Origin of the sequence: Rathayibacter sp. AY1E6 (assembly GCF_002931115.1) — a bacterium.
In the GTDB taxonomy this organism is placed as follows: domain Bacteria; phylum Actinomycetota; class Actinomycetes; order Actinomycetales; family Microbacteriaceae; genus Rathayibacter.
Window position 1 is genome coordinate 74311 of record NZ_PSVK01000007.1, and the last position, 14251, is coordinate 88561.

Genomic DNA, 14251 nt, shown 5'->3' on the forward strand with positions numbered 1-14251 from the left:
CCGACGACCGGCTCGTCCACCTGACTGATTGCTGGCGGCTCGGAAGTACCGGATCGTTCAGCAGATCATCGAGAACGACCAGCGCGCCGAGCTGAGCGTCGCGGACCGCACCGCCGCGTGGGCGCAGCTCGCGTTCGAGGGCGTGTCTGCCGCGGCGATCGCCAAGCGCACCGGCACCAAGACCGACGCGGTGAAGAAGGGGCTTGCGGTCGCGGAGTCCGCGACCGTCACGTCCGTTCTGCACGAGCACGAGCTGACCCTTGACCAGGCGGCGGTGCTGTTGGAGTTCGAGGACGACGCCGACGCCCGCGCGACCCTGATCGAGGTCGCCATACACGACCCGGCCCGGTTCGAGCACACCGCGCAGACCCTCCGCGACGAGGCCGCGCACCAGGGGCTCCTCGCGGCGACCGCCGCCGAGTACACCGGCAACGTCTTCCAGATCCTCACCCGCTCCGACGCCTAGGGCGACCAGGCGACGTGGACGCCGGTGCGGCAGCTGCGTGGCGAGGACGGGAAGAGCGTCACCCCGGAGCAGGTCGCCGCCGCTCCCGGCCGCGGAGTGCTCATCGACACCAGCTGGCGCGGCGAGGTCGAGGTCACGCTCCTGGTTCAGGACCCGACCGCTGCCGGATTCACCTACGCCTACGGAGCGCCCGAGCAGCCGCAGACCGAGGAGGAGGCCGAGGAGGAGCGCGCCGAGAAGTCCGCTGAGCGCAAGGTGCTCATCGCCAACAACAAGGCGTGGAACGCGGCCGAGAAGGTGCGCCGCGAGTGGATCGCGACGTTCCTCGCCCGCAAGACCCTCCCCAAGGACGCGGATCGCGTCATCGCCCTGGGCCTCACCGCTCACCGGTTCGCGGTGTCGTCGGGGATGAGCAACGGCAGCGACCTCGCGCACGCGCTGCTGCGCATCGAGCGCCCCTCCGGCTACCGCGCCGACGCTCTCGCGGCGCTGATCGAGGGGAACCCCGCGAAGGCCCGCCTGGTCGCGCTGGCCGTCGTGCTCGGAGGGCAGGAGGCGCACACGAGCAAGGAGTCCTGGCGCCGCGGCGACGAGCGCACGGCCGAGCACTTCCGCCAGCTCGCGGCCTGGGGTTACGCGCTCTCCCCGGTCGAGCAGGTCGTCACCGGCGACAGCACCCCCGCCGACGCCGCAGGGCTCAGCTAGCTCCTCCGGCGGGGACCGGCTCGCGCCGGTCCCCGCCCCCTCCTCCTCTTCCACTGCTGCACAGGAAGGCCCGCCCGTGACCACCACGACCACCGCAGCCCGCCCCGCCCACCGCTTCGACCCGTACCAGGAGTGATCGACCTCGAAATCGGATCGCTCCGCTCCCAACTCGGCGCCCGCGGTCAGCCGAAGCACCAGCATCGCCTGCACGATCCACCTCACCCGGAAAGGGGACTTAGTTAGACCGTCTAGAAAATCTAGGCTGTGACCGCTCGATCGGCGATCCCTGGCTGCTGGTCGTTCGAGGTTGGCGCGCGTTCGGCCAACCGGCAGCGAGGGGTGCACCGACCCGAACGGTTGCACCCCTCGCTGTAATTGTGAAGCCACCAGAGCCCGTTGACGAGAGGGCCCGGAGGCGCCGAGACATTTTCGAGGGTCGATGCCGGTGAGGGTCAGGCGAAAGCGCTGCCCGCCAGCGGATGCGCGAGCAGGATCCCCGCGATGAGGACGAGTGCGGCGCTCGGCAGCACGAACTCGACGGGGCGTTTTCCGTGGCGGCTCAGCGCGGAGGGCGCCAGATGGATGAGCACGCCGACCGTGAGCAGGGCGGCGCACGTGAGAAGACCCCATCCGCCGATGAAGAGCAGACTGACTCCCGGGCCACCCGACTCGGGGATCCCGTACCAGACGGCGTCCGCGATCCAGAGTGTCGCGGCGGCGACGCCGGTTGACGCGAGAGCGACCCAGGACACAACGGAGCTAGAGCCGGTCGAGGTCGATCTCCTGGTGTCCACCTGCCGAACGCTAGGGCAGCCGACGGCGCTGGACAACGAAGCCGGAATGAACAAGAGGTGGACGTGAATCCGTCCGGCGACGGACGGCCGTGCCCCTTCAAGGAGTTGCCGGTGGACTCCCGAGCGCAGCGTCGTCGTGTCTCGTTGCCCTGCGGTCGGGGATCGAGGAGCGGGGAGGGGGAGGCGCCGGCTGGTGGACCGACAGGTCGGCTTCGCTTGCAGTTCCCGCAGCGGAGGATCGCCATGCTCACCGGCGGTGCCGACTCGCTGCCCGTGAGGGGAGCTCTCGCTGAGCTGGCGGATGAGCCGATCGGCGATCGGGTTCAGCCGGTGAGCCGGCGGACCTGTTCAGCGGAGAGCTGGCGGTCGGCGAAGAGCACGACTCGTGCGGTCGGGTCTGGGCTGTGCGCGTCCGGACCCTCCCATCTGAGCGCGAGGCCGAGTCGCTCGATGGTGCGGCGGGAGCGTGCGTTGCGTTCTGCGACGACCGCGGTGATGGGCAGCTCCGGTCGGAGGCGGTGGGCGAGTTCGATGCCGGCGAGGGCGACCTCCTGCGCGTAGCCCTTGCTCCAGTGGTCGGGGTGGAGGGTGAACGCCACATTCCAGGCTGCATCGGAGAGCAGAGTGCATCCGCCCATTCCGATCAGATCACGGCTGTCGATGGGGGAGTCGCGCCGGCGGATCACCCAGCTGCTGAGTCCGTCCCGTGTCCACTGGGTCCTTCGATACGCGATCACGGCCCGGGTCTGATCGGCGGAGAGATGGAGGAGGAGCGGATCCTCTTCCGCGATCCGCGGATCGGTGTAGAGGCGGAACAGCTCGTCCAGGTCGGTCTCGGCGGGCCGGCACAGTCGGAGCCGGTCGCTGAGCACGTCGAGGTCCCGTGGGGCACAGGCCTGTCCGTCGCTCACGCTCATGGGATGAGGTTGCCATGACCCGACCGCTCGACCAGCGTTGAGTGCGCATGTGATCCGGTCGCGCGAGGTGGCCCGTACGGGGATCGGTGGCCGGAGGTCCTCAGTTGCTGACGTGAGTCAGAGTCCGCGCGTACTCGATCATCGGATGACCACCGAGCGGATGCGGCGCGGGATCCCCGTGAGGCTCGAAGCCGGACGCCTTGTAAAGCCCTTCCGCCCGATCGTTTCCGGCGCGGACGTGCAGCTTCAGGACGAGGTAGCCGAGCTGAGATGCGGACTGGACCGCGTCGTCGAGCAGTGTCCGGCCGAGCCCGCGCCCTGTCTCGCTCGGTGCGACGGCGAGCAGTTCGAGCAGCGCACTGTGTCGGCCCGGACCATCGCCCGTGTCGACGGTGAGAGCGAACCCGAGGGGATCCGAGCCGATGACGGCGAACCGAACGAGAGGCCGGTGGAACTTCGCTCGAGCCCTCTCGGCGACCGCGTCGTCCTGACTGCATCCGTCTCGTGCTCTGAGTGCCTCCAGCCAGAGGTCGATGCAGGGCCCGCGATCGTCAGGCGAACCGGCTCGGATCTTCATGCGCTGAGGCTATCGAGGCAGCCATCGGACATGTTCCGAATCCGAGTCGCGTCCTCGTTGTGGACGCCGGCTCGCCGGCTGACGCTGGACAGCAGCTCGCCGAGGCGTGGTCGTGTCACCGAACGAGACGTCGGGCGAAGGACCGGCACATGCTCCGAGGGGCGGGCGTGCGCGAGGAGCGATTCGTACAGTGGAGGTATGAGTGTGATGAAGGAGACGGGTACCGCGCGGCGGAGCGGACGAGGGTGGACGCGGGCTGCGTTCGTGCTGGGCGTTCTCGCCGTCGTGTCCTACGCCGTCGGATACCTGGCGGTGGCCCACCTGTGGGTGGGCGATCCCCTGGTCATCGGAGTCGCGACCACGCTGCAGTACCTTCTCCCGCTGGCCGGCGTCCTCGTCGGTCATCAGGCGCGACGACACGTCGGTCCTCGCTGGGAGTCGACGGTGGGACTCGTGCTCTCCTACCTCTTCCTGGCCTTTGCCGTGGTGCCGGTCGTCATCGGCTTGGCCGGACTGCTGCTGGCACGCTGATCGATCGACGACCCGGATCATTCAGCGGTTCACGCGATTCGCCGCCGTCTGAACGATCGGCAGCTTCTTCGCACGAAGGGTGGCGGCGAGGAGCCAGCCGAGGAGGGAAGCGATTCCTGCCGTGACTGCATATTCCGTGATGAGGCCCGCGGAGGAGGGCCAGGTCGCGTTTCCCGACGCGAGTACCAGCGCGGTGGAGGCGGCGGCGCCGATCACGAGTCCCAGACCCAGGAACGCGGCCGCCCGCCCGACGCGCGGGAAGCGGAGTGTCCGCCGGTCGAGCCAGAGACTCGAGGGAAGCCACAGGAGTGCGCCCGCGACAGTGAACGCAGCTGCCGTGCCCGCGATGAGCCCTGCTGCGGACCCGCCCGATACATCCCAGCTGCCCACAGTTCGCAGCAGCGCAAGGACCGCAACGGCAGGCCACGCCAGAATGCCCCATGCCAGTTCTCGTGTTTCCATGAGCATCATGGTCCGGCACGTCGGTGAACACGCCATGAATCAGAAGGTTCAGCACTCCACGATCATGTGTTCCGTAAGGGGATCGTTGAGCGGGCCATCTTCGTCGTCCGCGTGGACTCATCCCTCCACAGGACCGGGGCACGTCTCGGGGCTGAAATCGGAGGTTGCGGTGGTTGCGTCCGGGCAGAGGCCGGTGGTCCAACCGTGATCATCCGCGTAGGAGTTGTATTCGTTTGTCAGAGAGAAGACGATCCCTGCGTTCCAGGGTGCCGTGTAGGCGAAAGAGACGACGGGATCCCCTTCATCCGTGAGAGAACTCCAGGCGAGCTCCGCCTCCTCGCCCGCTGCTGCTGCCGTGTCGAGGCATGCGACCGCGTTGATGGGCACGAGCTCGGTTTGATCAAGCACGAACTCTCCGCAGGTGTCGGCAGCGTTGCCTTCCTGCACGATCAGCGGCGCGTCGCGCAACGCGCGAGCTGCCCGGATCGGATCACCCTCCGGAGCTGGTGAACCTGAGCACGCGGCGAGCATCAGTGCGCCAGCAGCAATGAGCGCCGTAGCGGCGCAATGCGGTCCCGCCATTCCCTCGCCTGTTCGTTTCACGGCGCCACCGTACTCAAGACCGCGCCTTTGTCTACTTGCAACCGGCAGGCGGGGCCAGCACCGTCCCGTATCGGGATCGTTCAGCGGGACTACTCGTGCATGAGGTCTTTGGGTCGGCAGAGTACTTCGGGTGTGTAGAACACGGTGCGGGATCGGTTGGCGAGGGCGTAGTGCTTGGCGTCGTGATCTCCTCGCGGGCCCCATTCGTTGATGTAGGGCTCGAGAGCGTCCCAGTTCGCATAGCGGCGGGCGGAGTTGGTCTTGCCGACACCAGCATCACCGTGACAGATGCCGATGGTTCGTTCCTTGCGGACGGCGTTGGCGAACTCGGTGAAGCGTCGGTGCTCTTTGGTCACGATGAAGGCCTGGTTCATCACTCGTCCTCTTCATAGGTGCGTAGCCGGCGCCGATGGGGAACGGGCGCGACGCTGTGCGGCTCCTCCCGGACGGTGGCGGTGGGAATGCGGTCGTTGATGACGTGCCGGAGTTGTCGTCGGCGGGCGCGGCGGGCGGCTTCGATGTCGCGGAGGCTGAGTCGGAGGTTGGGGTGAGCTTCGTCGACGGCAACACAGACGAAGGTGTCGCGGTCGTAGACCCGGATCTCTGAGACGTCACGTGGGTCATATCGAATCGTGACGGTGTGCCCGACGAAGGGTGCGAGCGTCGGGGCGAGGTAGCGCTGGCCCTGGAAGTGAATGCCATCGCGCTGCACGACGCGATTCTTCGGAACAGTGAGAAGAAGCCCATCGAGCTGTTCGAGGCTGTCAGGCATACGCGGGAGCCAGCCGTCAGCAACCCATGCGTCTCGCGGAGAGGCTTCGAGCTCGCGATGCGGGCGCTCGTTGTAGGTCCTGACGAAGGCGCCGATCGCCTGGTCGAGGGCCGCCAGATCAAGTACTGGGTGGGGGCTTCTGCTGCCGGGCCCGAGGTGCCCCGGGAGGGTAGCGAGGAGTTCGGTGTTGATGGTGCGGAAGAAGCGTTCGATCTTGCCGCGGCCCTGGGGTCTGCCGACGATGGAATGGATGATGCGGATGCGCAGCTCGATGGCGGTGCGCTCGAGGTGGTGGCTGGTGAAGTCGGAGCCGTGGTCGACGTGGAGAACGTCAGGTATCCCGCACATAGCCCACCTCGGGTCGGGCTTTCTCCAGATCGCCTGACGGAGAGCAAGTGCTGTGTTCATCGCGGACGGTGCCCCGGCGAAGACGATGTAGCCGCAGATCGCGCGCGAATAGTCGTCCATCACGATCGTCAGCCACGGCCGATCGGGCGCGCCCCCGGTGCCCATGATGAGGATGTCGAGTTCGGTGTGATCCGCCTGCGACATGTGGTTGGGACGTTCGGCGCGTCGGCGAAACACCAGCTCGTGCTTGTCTCGATAGGCGGCCGGTCCTTCCAACGCGAGTGTTACGAGCGCCGGGTCTAGAGCTTGCACGATTTCCCTGACGGTGGCGTAGCTCGGCGCCGACAGGCCATGATGATCTGCTTCAGCGCTTGCTAGGCGGTGCAGCGTGGTCAGCGCTGGTCGCGGCCTGCTCAAAGCCAGTCGTTCGATGAACGCCACGAGCTCAGGCGGCGTTCGACGTACACCAGCGTCCGATCGCTGGTGCGGATCGAGAGCAGTGACGCCGCTTTCTCGGTAGAGCTGATGCCAGCGCTGTAGTGTGCGGAGGCCGATGCCGATGTCTCGTGCGAGGGCGGCGAGGGGTATCTGATCTTCGACGTGAAGTCGGAGAATTCGCCACCGCTCGTCACCGTCCATGGCATTTGCTACATGGCGGTGCTCTCGCGGCCGGCGAGGGCTTGCTGGTGACGGTAGAGGGTGGCGCGACTCCAGCCAACGAGTCGTGCTGCGTCTTCGGCGGTGCGGCCCTTCGCTCGAGCATCGGAGGCGATGGCGAGCTTGTCGGCGATTACTGCAGGATCGGACAGTGGGCGGCCGAAGCGTGTGCCGTTCTGCCGCGCCGCTGCGATCCCCGCATTCACCCGCTCGACGATCAGTTCGCGCTCGTACTCGGCGAGGGTGGCCAGCATGTTGAGCATCAGCCGGCCCGTCGACGTCGCCGGATCGATGCCATCAGAGATAGACCGGACGTGGATGCCGCGGTCACGCAGCAGGTTCACCGTGTTCAGGACGTCCATCAAGGAGCGGCCAAGCCGATCAACTCGCCACACGACCACGGTGTCACCGGACTCTGCATGCTCGAGGAGCTTCTTCATCCCTCGGCGCTCGATCGCGGTCTTGCTCCCGGAGGTGACATCAGCGAACACGTCGCGCTTTTGAACGCCGACAGCCACCAGCGCGTCGAGCTGCAACTGCGCATCCTGACTCGATGTGCTCACGCGGGTGTATCCAAGAAGTCTCACTCGACCAGTGTGACTCACAAACTCCTCGCAGTCATGACCCTGAGACGGTTTCTGTTGAGACGCATTTTCGAGACATCTGCGACCTCGGAATCGCGCGGACCCCACACCGCGACAGCGATGCCGACCGGGCGTCTTAGAAAGCTGTTGTTTTCCGAGATGCAGTTGATGTTGCAGGTACGGTGTCTCCGTGCCGAATAGTTTCGCTCCCGTGGACCCCGTCGCGCTCACGCAGTCTTTGATCCGATGTGCTTCGGTCACTCCGAGCGACGACGGAGCCCTCGATGTCGTGGCAGGCGTACTTGAGAGCCTTGGCTTCATCGTTCATCGGCTGGACTTCGATGGCACCCCGAATCTCTACGCCCGCCGAGGAATCGACGGACCGCACCTGTGCTTCGCCGGTCACACCGATGTCGTTCCCCCAGGCTCTAACGAGTGGAGCTCCGACCCCTTCGATGCGACACTCCGCGACGGGACGATCATCGGTCGAGGTGCCAGCGATATGAAGGGCGCCATCGCCGCTTTCCTCGCAGCGGTCTCGCAGACGCAGCCCGAAGTGCTCGACCTTGGGTCGGTCAGCCTCCTGATCACCGGAGACGAAGAGGGGCCGGCCACGGGTGGCACCGTGCGTGTGCTCGAGTGGCTCGCCGATCGCGGCGACATGCCGGACTTCACCCTTGTCGGCGAAGCGACGAACCCGGAGCGGATCGGCGACGTGATCAAGATCGGACGGCGCGGAAGCCTTAACGCCAACCTGACGGTGCGCGGGTTCCAGGGGCACGTTGCCTACCCCCACCTCGTCGACAACCCGGTGCACCGCCTCATCCGCGTTCTCAACCGACTCGCCACAACACCACTCGACGAGGGGTCCGAGTGCTTCGAGCCGTCGAGTCTCCAGATCACCACGATCGACGTCGGCAATGCGGCGAACAACATGGTGCCCGCCGAAGCAACCGCGCATCTGAACATTCGCTTTAACGACCTTCATTCAGCCGAGAGCCTCGAGGGCTTGATCCGCCGGGCGGCAGAAGAGTTCGCAACCGACTTCACCCTCTTAGTCGAGGTAAGTGGCGACCCCTTCATCACTGCTGGATCGAGCCACGTCGCGCTGTTATCCGAGGCGGTAACATCCGTGACCGGGCGAACTCCCTCGTTGGATACCGGCGGAGGAACTTCCGATGCGCGATTCATCGCCCACTATGGCGAGGTCGCCGAATTCGGCCTCATCAGCAGCACAATCCATCAGATCGACGAACACGTCGTGGTAAGCGATCTGCAGCAGCTCACAGTGATTTACCGCACGTTTCTCGCGAAATTCCTGACTCGCTGAAATCCTCGGTGATCCGACGCACGCGTAGCGCGACGTCAAGGAGCGATCAAAGACTGCCGCCACAAAGCGATCAACACCACACCCATGTGCTCATTGCTTCATTTACTCATTTGAGTTCCGGTCGGCGCCGTGCCGAAGGGGTGGTTGCACTCAGTCTACGGACGGGGCCGCCCCCGCCCTCCGATCCATTGAAGGATGCCGATCGTGACGACCGAAACCACGGCGACCAGAAGGAGGAAGGGAAGGGCACCTAGAACCAGGAACAGCACGAAGCTGTCTCCACCCTCGAGCCCGTCCATGACCGCAGCCGCGACTCTAGAAGAGTCAGGACGCCGGCGTGAGCGGCCCGGTCGTGAAGTCACTCCGACCGTCCCCGCCACAGACCTGGAAATCGGAGGGCGTGTCGATTCCCGGTCCGGCGCCGTCCGAGGTGACGAGCACCCGGACAGTCGTCGCGGTCGTCGGCGTGCAGTCGTACGCGCCGACCGCCGAGAGCTGGCCCTCCGCCTGCGCCGACTCACCCGGAGCGAGAGCCCCCGGGAACGCTTCCGCACCCGACGTGCCGGCGGTGGTGAGCTGCGTCCCATCGGCACCGAGCATCAGAACGCCCGGCCACCCGAAGTACGAGCACGCCTGATCCGAGGCGTTCGTGAGCACGATCGCGAACTCTTCCTGGCCCGCCCCGGAAAGCTCGGGCCGGTCCTCCACCGTGACCGTGAGCTGCGTGTCCCGGCACGGGTCCGCCGGCCACACCGGACCAGCCGCCGCCGCACCCGCAGTCGCGGTCGCCGCCGGAGTAGCGGGGGCGGACGTCGGGGCGGCGGTCGCGGTCGACGCCGGCGCGGCGGCCGACGTCGATGCCGGAGCCCCCGCCGTCGAACCGGCGCAACCGACGAGCGCGAACACCGGAACGGCGAGCAGCAGGGCGAGAGTCGAGTGGGAGGTCCGAGTCGTCGTCATCCGGCGAATCTACCTTTGACTGCTCACTCCCAGTGCGAGACGACGGGCGGCGGGACTTCCCGCTCGTGGTTGAGCACTCGAAAAGCGATCGCGAGGACGACGCAGACGCCGGCACCGATCAATGCGGCAGCGCCAGCCACCGTCATCCACAGCGGTTGGACAGCCGAACCGTCCACGCACAGCGGATTCCACAGGAAGCTCTCGGAGCTGGAGTAGCTTCCACGAACCTCGCACGCCTCTGCCGGATCCCACATGTAGAGAGAGGACATCAACCCGAGAGCGGCGGCGAAAACGGTGAAGATCACGGCGAAAACGAGGGGGATCGCGTGATCCGGCCGAGGAGACTGTCTAACGCTCATCGGGAGGGTGCCCCCCCGGAGTTGCCATCTCTCACCACTCATCGCCCAGCTTGCGGAGCCCGTTGTCCTCCGGCAGGGTCTGGCGCGAGTAGTCGTGCAGAACGTCGGGCGACGCAATTTCCTGTCCGTCACGTTCAACTTGACGGCTGGCCGCAATGACGACGCATGTCACGGCCACGATCAACGCCGCAGCAGTCGACAACGTCATCCATATCGGCTGAACGGTTGAACCATCTGAGCACAGCGGGTTCCAGAGGAACCCCTCTCCCGTCAGGCTGCCTCCGCCGCGGGTCCTGCACGTCTCGCTCGGGTCCCACATGTAAATGGAGGCTACGGCTCCCAGGGCGGCTGCAAGACCGCCGAAGACCAAGGCGAGAACGATGGGCGTCGCTGCACTCGGTTGCGGGGGCTCTCCAGCGTTCATCGGGACATCATGCACTGCACTCCGAAGGATTGATCAAGAGCCGGAACGCCAGGCCCGGTATCGAGTACCCGCGGGGGGAGGTCATCGCGCCGCGACAGTGAGGTTCAGCTCTTCACCGACGCGCAGAATCTCGTCCGAAGGGAAGCGGAACGGGTTGAGGTAGAACAGGTCATCGGCCGTCATGCCGAATCGTGCCGCGACGTCCTCTGCGAGGTCGTTGCGAGCGACCGTGTACGACGTCGGCACTCCGTCCGCGGATGACACCTCGCCACGCGCTGCTGCACGTGGGCCGGCGTCCCGGGCCACGAGGGTGCTGCGCTGCGGCTCCACGTTCCACTGGACGTCAGCGATGGCGAGGATTTTGGTTGAGCAGTCGGGGTCGTCCTGCGGGCGGGTCGTGAGAACGAGTTGATTGATCGCTGTCGGGTCGCCATGGAACTCTGCGAGGTTCCGCCACGCTTTGTAGGGCTTCCCTGACTCCGCGTCCGCGAGACGCATCGGGAAATCGACGTCGAAACAGGTGGTATCCGCGTCGATCGGATCGAGCGCTCCCATGACCGCTACGGAACCGGAAGACGCGGTGGGGATGACGAGCTCGTCGGATGTCAGGGCCAGCCGGCCGTCCGCCGCGCTCAACTGGACGGCGCCGGTGGTCCCGTCGTTCCCGGTGAAGGTCGCTACGCCTAGGTCGCCGGTCAGTGGAGAGGTGGAGCCGTCTTCGGTGTTCGTCGCCGGTGGCGGAGTCGGTGGTGCAGGCTGCGCCGTGCATCCCGTCATGACCACTAGGCATGCCGCGACCGCGACCGTGCTGCGCACTTTCGAGAACGTCCCCACCGGCTCAGGCTAAGCGACGTCACCGCTTTCCTCGTGGTCGCGTCTCGGCCTGAAATGCTCAGCACCGTTCCGAAGGGGGAACGTCTGTCGCGGGCCAGCAGGAAGCCCAACGGCTCCTAGGCTGACCCGATGAGTTCCCCGGCACCGACCCGCCCATTCGTGGGTGTAGCGCGCATCGCCGTCGGTGCAGCCGCGGTCGCGGTGATCCTCCACACCTACGCGCTGAGCATCGTGGCCGGCGACCCGAATCCGTTCGACTACTTCGGCTACTTCACGAACCAGACCAGCCTCCTCGCGAGCGCGGTGCTGATCGTCGCCGGATCGGTCGCGCTCGCCCGCCGTCCGACTCCGGTGTGGCTGAGCTACGTCCGCGGCGCGGCGACGGCCTACCTGATCGTCGTCGCCGTGATCTACAACACCCTCGTCCCCGGTACCGGCACGGCCCCGCCCTGGGTCAGCGCCGTCCTGCTCGTCCGCGGAGCGACCGACGGGTGGGTGCCCTACGGCTTCCTGCTCCCCGAGAACGGGACGCTCTCGCTCGTCCTGCACGTCGCCGGGCTGACCTGCGCGGTGCTCCTCGCGGGCGCGCTGGTCTGGGCGCTGAGCCGACGCCGTGCCTCATCTAGTTGATGTCCAGTCCTCTCTCGCCATGGATCACGAGGAGCTCTGACTCCCGACGTCAGGCGCATCACCTCTCGTATGCGTCGCGACTCGGCCCCGGCGCGCTCTGATCACGCGCAACACGAGATTGATCACCAGCAACCCCGCTCCAGCCGGGATGGCACCGGCCGTAAGAATCAACGCTTGGAAAAGGAGCGGCTGGCTCATCGGCACGGGGGTCAACGACATCGGAAAGACGACGTTCTCGAGCAGGACGGGAAACAGGCCGATAGCGATCCCGCATCAGAGGGCACTCACCACAGCTGGAAGCCACGCGACGAGAACAGGACGACGCGAGAGCCTCCGGGGAGCGACGTAACCTCCGACAGCGGCAACGACGATCCAGATGATGACACCTACACCGCCGGCGCCGATCGCGATGGCTCCCTCGGATGGATCCGCGTCCGTGATCCCCAGAGCCACCATGAAGCTGCTGAACACCAGAACCAGGGCGGCGAGCACAGTGACCACGCCGGCGGCGGTCCAGCCGATGAACGCGTTCACAGATCCATCGGATGCTGAAGTCGAGAGACGTGACGCGGTGGAAGCAGTCGGCATCGTGGGACACCTTCGTTGGTTGTTGCGCGGTAGTCGGACCGACAGATTCCCACCACCGCTAGTATGCATCGCACGCTAACATGCAAAGCATGACAGTCGACGTGGGGGCCCAGATCCGGAAGGGCGTGGTGGAGTACTGCGCCCTCGGGCTCCTATCGCGGGAGCCGATGTACGGCTGGCGCCTGTCGGAGGAGCTGGTGTCGCTGGGCATGATCGCCAGCATCGGCACGCTCTACCCGGTGCTCGGGCGGTTGAAGGATCGCGGTTTGATCACCTCCTACGCAGGGGAGAGCGGTTCGGGCCCGGTCCGGAAGTACTACAAGCTCACCCCCTCCGGACAGGCCGAGCTGGGCGAGTTCCGCCGCCAGTGGGAGCCCTTCACCCGTTCCGTCCAAGCGATCGTGGCAGGAGACGACACATGACCCCGACCAGCGCACCCCGCGAGGTCCAGACCTACTTGAAGCGGCTCGATCGGGCGCTAAGGCCCGTCCCTCGTGACGTCGCCTCCGCGATCCGAGACGGGATAGATGAGGAGCTGGCCGGCCTCGAGCCGGCAGAAGCCATCGAGCGCGTGCGGTCCTTCGACGAACCGGAATCCATCGCGGCCGCCGCCCTGGGCGAGAGCCGCACCCACCCCACGCCAGCCGGCCGCGCGAGGGTGATCTGGATCGTCGCCGCCGGAGCCGTCATCGTCCTCGCGGTCGCCCTGGTTTCGACGTGGGCTCTCGCACCTGGCCCCACCCCTGAGGCGACCAGTTCCTCTGTCGTCGCCTACCCGATGCCCGATCTTGGTCCCTCTCCCGCCCCAACACCTCTCGCGCCCGACGAGCAGGAGCAGCTGCGCATCCAGGAGCAGGACCGCCAATGGGAAGGAGTCCTGGCAGGCTTCCCTGACGCGACGAGACCCGCCGACCCGTTCCAGGAATACCGCGACCCGAACGATTCGACAGCACTCCTGGGCTGCCTCACCGCGGCCGGCCTAACGGTCGACCTCGGCTCGAACGCCGCCGGCGGCGGACCCGTCAGCATCATGACGTCCGCCTCGACGGAAGCCGAATCGGTCGCCGCGTTCACCTGCTGGTCGAGCTATCCCACGACCCCCGTGGTGCCCATGACGTCCGAGCAGATCGACTACCTCTACAGCTACCTGACCGAGTACCTCGTGCCCTGCTACGAAGCGAACGGCATCGAGAACCCCGACGCGCCCAGCCGCACCGACTTCATCGACCAGTGGCCGAACCAGGGATGGTTCCCCAGCACGAGCGAAGCGTGGCTGACCGACGACGAGCAAGAAGCGATTGACGAAGCCTGCACTCGACCCATTTGACGGACCGTCTTACAGGCGTCCCGTTTGGGGATCGTTCACCGGTCGCGTATGCAGCTATGGGCAGCGGTAGGTCTTCGCGAAGTCGGTTGCCGTGAACTGCCTTCCCTCGGTCATCGAGTTCAGCGACGGGCAGATGTCGTTGTTGTGTGCCGACACGAAGGGGGTGGCTGCTTGTGGGACGCAGCCGTAGTCCTGGTCGGGCTGGTCGAGGATGCGCAGCTGACCTGTCTCCCCGGCGGCGAGGTGAAGATCGGACCAGGAGCAGGACCAGGTGAGTGAGGCTGCGGTGTCGTTGGTGATGCTGACGTAGTGCGAAGGGCCATGCACTCCGAACAGCAGATCACCCACCCACAGAACCGCGGCCGCCACGACGGCTAGAGCGC

The 14251-nt window shown here is 66.4% G+C and carries 20 protein-coding genes and 1 pseudogene; 7 read left to right on the forward strand and 14 right to left on the reverse strand.

Annotation, left to right across the window (positions count from 1 at the left end; all coding sequences use genetic code 11):
* The first annotated feature begins 28 nt into the window (after positions 1 to 28).
* Complete coding sequence (locus tag C5C46_RS08430) at positions 29 to 466, forward strand: hypothetical protein (RefSeq protein WP_104226375.1); 438 nt, start codon at positions 29 to 31, stop codon at positions 464 to 466.
* 24 nt (positions 467 to 490) lie between these two features.
* A complete protein-coding gene (locus C5C46_RS08435; protein ID WP_104226376.1) occupies positions 491 to 1171 on the forward strand; it encodes a hypothetical protein in 681 nt (226 codons plus the stop codon).
* Positions 1172 to 1623: 452 nt separating this feature from the next.
* Here the strand turns inward: C5C46_RS08435 and C5C46_RS08440 are convergent, their stop codons facing one another.
* From C5C46_RS08440 to C5C46_RS08450, 3 genes are all read right to left on the reverse strand, one after another.
* On the reverse strand, positions 1624 to 1923 hold the full coding sequence (locus tag C5C46_RS08440; protein WP_104223378.1) for a hypothetical protein: 300 nt from the start codon (positions 1921 to 1923) through the stop codon (positions 1624 to 1626).
* A gap of 365 nt (positions 1924 to 2288) precedes the next feature.
* Complete coding sequence (locus C5C46_RS08445) at positions 2289 to 2882, reverse strand: GNAT family N-acetyltransferase (protein WP_104226377.1); 594 nt, start codon at positions 2880 to 2882, stop codon at positions 2289 to 2291.
* A 100-nt stretch (positions 2883 to 2982) separates the two neighbouring features.
* Positions 2983 to 3459, reverse strand: a complete 477-nt coding sequence (locus C5C46_RS08450) for a GNAT family N-acetyltransferase (protein WP_104223376.1) — start codon at positions 3457 to 3459, stop codon at positions 2983 to 2985.
* Between the two features lie 198 nt (positions 3460 to 3657).
* Between C5C46_RS08450 and C5C46_RS08455 the strand changes: the two genes are divergently transcribed.
* Positions 3658 to 3990, forward strand: coding sequence for a hypothetical protein (locus tag C5C46_RS08455; RefSeq protein WP_104226378.1), 333 nt, complete (start codon positions 3658 to 3660; stop codon positions 3988 to 3990).
* 21 nt (positions 3991 to 4011) lie between these two features.
* On the opposite strand, the gene C5C46_RS08460 is transcribed toward C5C46_RS08455, so the two are convergent.
* The 5 genes and pseudogenes from C5C46_RS08460 to C5C46_RS08480 form a co-directional block, all read right to left on the reverse strand.
* Positions 4012 to 4461: a hypothetical protein gene (locus C5C46_RS08460; protein WP_104226379.1), complete on the reverse strand. Its 450-nt coding sequence runs from the start codon at positions 4459 to 4461 to the stop codon at positions 4012 to 4014.
* A 108-nt stretch (positions 4462 to 4569) separates the two neighbouring features.
* A complete protein-coding gene (locus tag C5C46_RS08465; RefSeq protein ID WP_146078953.1) occupies positions 4570 to 5055 on the reverse strand; it encodes a hypothetical protein in 486 nt (161 codons plus the stop codon).
* 92 nt (positions 5056 to 5147) lie between these two features.
* Positions 5148 to 5429, reverse strand: a pseudogene (locus C5C46_RS08470) (AAA family ATPase); the annotation flags it as partial.
* Positions 5429 to 6814: a Mu transposase C-terminal domain-containing protein gene (locus tag C5C46_RS08475; protein ID WP_104226381.1), complete on the reverse strand. Its 1386-nt coding sequence runs from the start codon at positions 6812 to 6814 to the stop codon at positions 5429 to 5431. The pseudogene C5C46_RS08470 and the gene C5C46_RS08475, both read right to left, overlap by 1 nt.
* 8 nt (positions 6815 to 6822) lie before the next feature.
* Positions 6823 to 7419, reverse strand: a complete 597-nt coding sequence (locus C5C46_RS08480; protein ID WP_104223370.1) for a recombinase family protein — start codon at positions 7417 to 7419, stop codon at positions 6823 to 6825.
* 187 nt (positions 7420 to 7606) lie between these two features.
* Between C5C46_RS08480 and dapE the strand changes: the two genes are divergently transcribed.
* Positions 7607 to 8746 carry a succinyl-diaminopimelate desuccinylase gene (gene dapE / locus C5C46_RS08485; RefSeq protein WP_104226382.1) on the forward strand — a complete coding sequence of 380 codons (1140 nt, stop codon included), beginning with the start codon at positions 7607 to 7609 and terminating at the stop codon, positions 8744 to 8746.
* 324 nt (positions 8747 to 9070) lie between these two features.
* Here dapE and C5C46_RS08490 read toward each other — a convergent pair whose 3' ends face one another.
* From C5C46_RS08490 to C5C46_RS16870, 4 genes are all read right to left on the reverse strand, one after another.
* Positions 9071 to 9652 (reverse strand): DUF4232 domain-containing protein, encoded by a 582-nt coding sequence (locus C5C46_RS08490; RefSeq protein WP_146085357.1) that lies wholly within the window; start codon positions 9650 to 9652, stop codon positions 9071 to 9073.
* Positions 9653 to 9729: 77 nt separating this feature from the next.
* Entirely contained in the window at positions 9730 to 10011 is a 282-nt protein-coding gene (locus C5C46_RS08495; RefSeq protein ID WP_104223367.1) for a hypothetical protein, read from the reverse strand.
* Positions 10012 to 10096: 85 nt separating this feature from the next.
* Positions 10097 to 10273 carry a hypothetical protein gene (locus C5C46_RS16865; protein ID WP_181027276.1) on the reverse strand — a complete coding sequence of 59 codons (177 nt, stop codon included), beginning with the start codon at positions 10271 to 10273 and terminating at the stop codon, positions 10097 to 10099.
* Positions 10274 to 10570: 297 nt separating this feature from the next.
* Complete coding sequence (locus C5C46_RS16870) at positions 10571 to 11323, reverse strand: LysM domain-containing protein (RefSeq protein ID WP_181136507.1); 753 nt, start codon at positions 11321 to 11323, stop codon at positions 10571 to 10573.
* A gap of 129 nt (positions 11324 to 11452) precedes the next feature.
* On the opposite strand from C5C46_RS16870, the gene C5C46_RS08505 reads away from it, so the two are divergent.
* The gene (locus C5C46_RS08505; protein WP_104223364.1) at positions 11453 to 11953 is read left to right on the forward strand and encodes a hypothetical protein; all 501 of its coding nucleotides are present in this window, start codon (positions 11453 to 11455) and stop codon (positions 11951 to 11953) included.
* Positions 11954 to 12226: 273 nt separating this feature from the next.
* On the opposite strand, the gene C5C46_RS08510 is transcribed toward C5C46_RS08505, so the two are convergent.
* Positions 12227 to 12487: a hypothetical protein gene (locus tag C5C46_RS08510; RefSeq protein ID WP_104223363.1), complete on the reverse strand. Its 261-nt coding sequence runs from the start codon at positions 12485 to 12487 to the stop codon at positions 12227 to 12229.
* Positions 12488 to 12630: 143 nt separating this feature from the next.
* Between C5C46_RS08510 and C5C46_RS08515 the strand changes: the two genes are divergently transcribed.
* Positions 12631 to 12963 (forward strand): PadR family transcriptional regulator, encoded by a 333-nt coding sequence (locus tag C5C46_RS08515; protein ID WP_104223417.1) that lies wholly within the window; start codon positions 12631 to 12633, stop codon positions 12961 to 12963.
* Positions 12960 to 13868 carry a hypothetical protein gene (locus tag C5C46_RS08520; RefSeq protein ID WP_104223362.1) on the forward strand — a complete coding sequence of 303 codons (909 nt, stop codon included), beginning with the start codon at positions 12960 to 12962 and terminating at the stop codon, positions 13866 to 13868. Before C5C46_RS08515 ends, C5C46_RS08520 begins: the two co-directional genes overlap by 4 nt.
* Before the next feature lie 54 nt (positions 13869 to 13922).
* Here the strand turns inward: C5C46_RS08520 and C5C46_RS08525 are convergent, their stop codons facing one another.
* Positions 13923 to 14195 (reverse strand): hypothetical protein, encoded by a 273-nt coding sequence (locus C5C46_RS08525; protein WP_146078954.1) that lies wholly within the window; start codon positions 14193 to 14195, stop codon positions 13923 to 13925.
* Between the last annotated feature and the right edge of the window lie 56 nt (positions 14196 to 14251).

Coding starts and splice junctions, on each gene's coding strand:
- C5C46_RS08450 (WP_104223376.1), bottom strand. CDS start 3,459: ATGAAGATCCGAGCCGGTTCGCCTGACGATCGCGGGCCCTGCATCGAC.
- C5C46_RS16865 (WP_181027276.1), bottom strand. CDS start 10,273: ATGACGTTGTCGACTGCTGCGGCGTTGATCGTGGCCGTGACATGCGTC.
- C5C46_RS08445 (WP_104226377.1), bottom strand. CDS start 2,882: ATGAGCGTGAGCGACGGACAGGCCTGTGCCCCACGGGACCTCGACGTG.
- C5C46_RS08520 (WP_104223362.1), top strand. CDS start 12,960: ATGACCCCGACCAGCGCACCCCGCGAGGTCCAGACCTACTTGAAGCGG.
- C5C46_RS08460 (WP_104226379.1), bottom strand. CDS start 4,461: ATGATGCTCATGGAAACACGAGAACTGGCATGGGGCATTCTGGCGTGG.
- C5C46_RS08515 (WP_104223417.1), top strand. CDS start 12,631: ATGACAGTCGACGTGGGGGCCCAGATCCGGAAGGGCGTGGTGGAGTAC.
- C5C46_RS08505 (WP_104223364.1), top strand. CDS start 11,453: ATGAGTTCCCCGGCACCGACCCGCCCATTCGTGGGTGTAGCGCGCATC.
- C5C46_RS08475 (WP_104226381.1), bottom strand. CDS start 6,814: ATGGACGGTGACGAGCGGTGGCGAATTCTCCGACTTCACGTCGAAGAT.
- C5C46_RS08455 (WP_104226378.1), top strand. CDS start 3,658: ATGAGTGTGATGAAGGAGACGGGTACCGCGCGGCGGAGCGGACGAGGG.